Origin of the sequence: uncultured Gimesia sp., assembly GCF_937919775.1 — a bacterium.
Classification (GTDB): Bacteria; Planctomycetota; Planctomycetia; order Planctomycetales; family Planctomycetaceae; genus Gimesia.
Window position 1 is genome coordinate 1 of the sequence record NZ_CALFPF010000688.1, and the last position, 5,437, is coordinate 5,437.

General features: G+C 50.3%; 4 protein-coding genes. All 4 read right to left on the bottom strand.

Going from position 1 to position 5,437, the window contains the following annotated elements; all coding sequences use genetic code 11:
- Nucleotides 1-708: FAD-binding oxidoreductase (locus Q0294_RS19435; protein WP_299468765.1), on the bottom strand; the 708-nt coding region annotated here is incomplete at its 3' end.
- Nucleotides 709-778: 70 nt separating this feature from the next.
- Complete coding sequence (locus tag Q0294_RS19440) at nucleotides 779-2,287, bottom strand: FAD-linked oxidase C-terminal domain-containing protein (RefSeq protein ID WP_299468767.1); 1,509 nt, start codon at nucleotides 2,285-2,287, stop codon at nucleotides 779-781.
- A 175-nt stretch (nucleotides 2,288-2,462) separates the two neighbouring features.
- Nucleotides 2,463-3,959: a DUF3604 domain-containing protein gene (locus Q0294_RS19445; protein WP_299468769.1), complete on the bottom strand. Its 1,497-nt coding sequence runs from the start codon at nucleotides 3,957-3,959 to the stop codon at nucleotides 2,463-2,465.
- Between the two features lie 415 nt (nucleotides 3,960-4,374).
- Nucleotides 4,375-5,437, bottom strand: a 1,063-nt coding sequence (locus Q0294_RS19450; protein ID WP_299468771.1) for a mercuric reductase, incomplete at its 5' end; no start/stop codon positions are given.

A 5,437-nucleotide genomic window follows, 5' to 3' on the forward strand; every position in this document is an offset into this window, starting at 1 on the left:
TTCGAAACGTGACTCTGCCGCAATTTGCCGGGCTGCTTTACTGTTACAATATTCAACGGCATTCGGCCTTGTTTCGGAAGTAATGAGCGCTGCCAGGGCACGCTCAACCGTATGACAGGAATCGAATGCAAACCAGACCATGCTCATGGTTTCCGGTATGGGACGCAGATTCAGTGTCACCTGACTGATGACTGCTAATGTGCCCAGGGAACCAACCAGCATTTTCGCCAGATCATAACCGGCGACATTTTTGACGACCCTGCCCCCTGATTTGAAGAGATTCCCTGTTCCATCAATGGCGGAAATACCAATCACGTAATCCCGGATGGTTCCATGGGAAAATCGTTTGGGGCCACAGGTATTGGTGGCGATGACGCCCCCCACAGTCGCACGGTTGGACTGGGGAACGTCAAGGGGGAGCCGCTGTCCTTCCGCAGAAATGATTTCGTTGAGTTGATCGAGTCGCAAACCTGCTTCAACGGTAATGGTCATGTCGCGTATCGGATAGTCGATCACCCGATTCAATTGCGAGGTGCAAATCTGAATTCCGGACTGGCTGGAAGGGCAGCACACGGATAATGAAGTGCGGCCACCCACAGGGAAAAGCTGTTTTTGAGACGTTGCCGCATTTTCAGTGATATAGCGACTTAATTCAGTTTGAGACGCGGGAATAAATTCTTCCAGAGAACCGGAATGTGTAGGCGACATAGATCTTCTTTCAGTAGCCTGATAAAAAAATGTTTCTCAATTGGATTGGTCAGGGGCCGTCATCACAAAATCAATGTGGTGCACGTCGCGTGGGATGAGACTGGGCAATACTTGATTTCTCGTCAGTTTGATGCTGCGGCAGCACTTTATCCCGGCTGCAAATTTGCCGGGGATTAAACAGATTGCGTACTGTTTCCATCGTGGCCAGATCTGTTTTGTTAAAGATACGGCTCATAAAGTTGATTTTTTCGACGCCAATGCCATGCTCACCAGTGACGCTGCCTCCCAGCTCCAGACACTTCTCCAGAATGGCTTCACTTGCTTCCAGGACTTTTTGAATTTGCTCTTGATCGCGTTCATCAAACAGCAGGATCGGATGCACGTTTCCATCGCCGGCATGAAATACATTCACGATTCGCAAGCCGAAACGCTGACTGGTTTCTTCGATAAATTCAAGAATTTCCGGTAGTCGCGTCCGTGGGACCACTCCGTCCTGAGTACAATAGCTTGGGCTGAGGCGACCAATGGCGCCAAACGCCTGTTTGCGGCTTTTCCAGATGAGCAGTCGTTCTTCAGGGGTATTTGCACTTTGAATATCCCGCACGTTACAAGCATGACAGATCTCAAGAATCTGACGCACTTCTTCATCCAGGGCGATTTCCAGACCATCCACTTCAATCAGCAAGACGGCACCGGCATCAAGCGGGAATCCGAAATGAAACGCCTCTTCTACAGCCTGGATAATCCCCTGGTCCATCATTTCCAATGCGGCGGGAATAATACCGGCGGCGATCATTGCCGAGATGGACTTTGTTGCATCCGCAATCGTGTGGAATACCGCCAGCATCGTGCGCAGGGATTCCGGATCTCGTGTCAGTCTGACGGTGGCTTTGGTGCAAATTCCGAAGGTACCTTCGTTTCCAACATACAGGCCATGCATGTCATAGCCGGGTACTTCCGCAGTGGGGCCGCCGAGTTCGATGATCGTTCCATCGGGCATCACTGCTTCGAGACCGAGTACATGATTCGTTGTGACCCCGTACTTTAATGTATGAGGCCCGCCCGAATTAGTGGCGATGTTTCCACCGATCGTACAGGAACCCTGGCTGGAGGGATCGGGAGCATAATGATATCCGGTACCTTTGAGTGCATTTGTCAGATGCAAATTCACCATGCCCGGTTCTACGACCGCGTAGCGATCCCGGAGGTTGATCTCCAGGATCTTCTTCATCTTAGTCAGGACAATCATGACCCCCCCACCGATGGGAAGGCATCCGCCGGAAAGGCTGGTTCCTGCGCCTCTGGCCAGGAACGGGACATTAAATTGATTGCATAACTTGACCGTAGCAGAGACCTGCTCGGTGGATGACGGAAAAACGACGATATCCGGGGCCGTTTTGTCGACGATATAACCATCGCATTCGTAGACCAGTAATTCGTCTGCATCGAATAAGATGCCGTCTTTACCCACAAGTTGTGTTAACTTTTGAACCAGGGCAGAAAAAGAGGGAGTTCCCGCTTCCAGTTCCTCTAATAATGGGGCTGCGTGAGTCAGCGTCTGGTTGGTTGGCTCAACCATTGTCGTGGGATACTTTCAATAAAGCTGAAAGAAAAATAGTTTAGACTTTAAGCTACATTTTAAAGCAAAACAGGTCAAAGAATCAATTCTCTGATTGCCGCTTCGTTCAATTCTGATCGTTTAAAATGCCGCAGGGATGCTTCAAGTGAAAGTTTATCGATTAGAAAGCGAAAATTCATTTTTTATTGACCCAAATCGGGCTGGACCAGGCCATTTCCCCGTTTGATTGAATGACACGCACATAGTACCAGTCGTCTTTTTCGCCCTCACCGTCATCTTCAAATTCAAACTGGGTTTCCCACTGGTTATGGAATACAAGTCGATGAAGCATGGCAGATTCCCAGGGAAAGGGGCGCGTAAACAGCATTTCATTGCTCACGGCAAGCTCGGCAAACGTCTGTGTTAACTGGCACTCGCTGGGTTGGGTACAGGAAATCGAAACTTTCGTATTGGCGTCTCCCTGAATGCGCATCACGATCGCCTTTTGGGACCAGTCGTCGACTTGTTGCTTGAGGGCGGTAAAGGATTGGATTTTGAGCTGGTTTGAAGTTTGTCCCAGAATTCGATCGCGCCGGAATTCGTCGAACGGTCCGGTCGTGAAACAGGGTTGAACCTCTTGAAGAGTGCCGTCTTCCACATTGACTGTGAAATTCCAGTCTGCGGTTCCGCCCCACCCTAAAGCCGGCCAGGGACCCCAGCCGTATTCAAAACGCAGGACCACCGGTTTGTCCCAGGCACGATGATCCGGTTGTTTATCAACGGGGAAATCCCGGTGTATCACACGTCCATTTTTGAGAACTTCGACGCGGTCGATTTCATCCCAGCCGCGCACATGGACTTTGAGTTGGCGTTGTTTGGTAAATGCTAATTCTTGTCCCATCATCCGGTCGTTCAGAAAGAAATCGAGTTCAATCCGGTCTCCGGTGACGGCGTAGGTCCGCCGATTTCGTAATGCATCAAACAGCGCGTCTCGCGTCAGCTCGGTAGCTTTGATGGCGGCGAGACCTTCCCGATAGCCGCCGGGATGGCCCAGGTGATCGTCGGTGCTGGCAATCACTCCCAGTCGGTGACCCTGATTGAGATAATATTGCAGAGTGTGTTTCGTCCAGCGGCCTCCTTCCGTGTGCCGTTTGTATGGGAAGGGCGCACGATCATGTTCTGCACAGCCCCATTCAGAATGGATTTCCAGCACGGGTGAAACTTCAGGTGCCAGTTTTCGGGCATCAAATCCGCGGTGGCCCAGGCGGTTTGCTGGATGGTGAGGAATCAGCAGGCAGCCTCTTTGTCTGGCAAACGTCTGAAGTTCAGCCAGGTCTTCGATGAGTTCATAGTCCCCCTGCAGGTCGGGATAAAGCATGTGGTAGTCCCCTTCCTGCGTTCCATGTCGCTCATAACCCAGGATGGTGACGAACTGACCGGGCTGGTCAAAATTTCGCGCCAACTCGACCACTTCAGGCCAGCGGGAACGGGCAATATGAAATCCATTTTTCCATTTATGGGTGATTTTCCCGTCGTACTCTTCCACATCGGGCCAATAGGAGTGCGGGGTAAACGCATAAAAGTCGAGGTGATTCCGCGCAATTTCGAAGGAGCGATCCAGAGAGCCTTGAGCGTAACCTACCTGATTATGGTTATGCAGGTCACCAAAATAATTCTTGAATGGGGAGGGCATTTAATTTCTGAGATTCTGAATGAGAGTGACGGAAGAAGGATCGAAATCTTTGTTAATTCGGATTTATCATGAGTATGTATGCATCAAAACCGAGAACAGGAAACGTGATTCCCGCTTCATGAGAATCAGTTTTTTGCAGGATTACAAGAGCTAAACGCCGATTGCTTTGCTGAATGTGTCATGCGCAGATCGAATCTCTCCGGGGCCAGGTAGTGTTTCTTAATCCGAATTTTCCTTATAAATGTGGAAGAACCGGGGCTAACGCCCTTCGGCTAATAAGTCATTCCGGCTGTCAAAGTACCTGAAAACAAGATGAGCCGCACGGCGTTAGCCGCGGTTAAAACCGACCTGGGTCAGGTTGCGATCCTGGGAATCACACTCAAAACCAATAAAAAAATACTACTTAGGCCTGAACCTACCGCGTCCACTTCAACCATTTCACAAACAGGCTTTTGATGAACGGGCTGAGGCGGGTTCGGTTGTACTGATCTCCAATTTTTCGAATGGCATCAGCCTGAGTCGGATAAGGGTGAATGACACTGGCCAGCTTTTTCAGTCCCATGCCGGATTTCATGGCTACTGAAATTTCTGAGATCAAATCACCAGCGTGAGAGGCGACGATTGTTGCTCCTACAATTCGATCTGTCCCCTGCTTGACATGGACTTTCACAAAACCGTTGGTTTCTCCATCCAGAATGGCCCTGTCAACACCATCCAGCTCCTGAATGAACGTCTGAATGAGGATGTTTTGCTCTTTTGCTTCATGCGCATACAGTCCGACATGGGCAATTTCGGGATCAGTATAGGTACACCACGGGATCAGAAGCTGGCTGGCTTTACTCCGGCCTTTAAACAGAGCGTTTCCAATGACGATTCTCGCCTGGAAATCAGCACTATGCGTGAATTGATAGCGCGAGCAAATATCTCCCGCGCTGTAAATGGCTGGGTTGGTTGTCTGCAGATAATCGTTTACGGAGACCCCTGTTCGTTCATCGTATTCCACGCCGGCATTTTCCAGGTGAAGCCCCTGGACATTCGGGGCGCGGCCGGCAGCGACCAGTATTTCATCGACATCCAGATGGAATGTCTGATTTTCAGAACTAATCGTGAGTTGTTTGATTTGTGCTTTGCTGCTGACCAGGGTTGTGGTTGCGTTCAGAATGATTTTCACGCCATCTGATTCCAGTTGACGTTGAATGATCCGGGCTGCATCCGGATCTTCCCGCGGTAATATTTGAGCATGTGACTGCAGCAGTGTGACTTCCGAACCAAAGCGGGCGAAAGTTTGTGCCAATTCACATCCAATCGGACCGGCCCCGATCACGGCAAGCCGCTGCGGGAGTTCGGTCAGTGAGAAAACGGTCTCATTGGTGAGATAACCCGCTTCTTCAATACCTTCGATAGAAGGGACTGCTGCCCGGGCGCCGGTCGCGATGACTGCTCTTTTAAAACTGATTTTCTGATCGTTCACTTCGATC

Bases quoted from the DNA above. Each gene is read 5' to 3' on its own strand.
- Q0294_RS19440 (WP_299468767.1), bottom strand. From the start codon at position 2,287: ATGGTTGAGCCAACCAACCAGACGCTGACTCACGCAGCCCCATTATTA.
- Q0294_RS19445 (WP_299468769.1), bottom strand. From the start codon at position 3,959: ATGCCCTCCCCATTCAAGAATTATTTTGGTGACCTGCATAACCATAAT.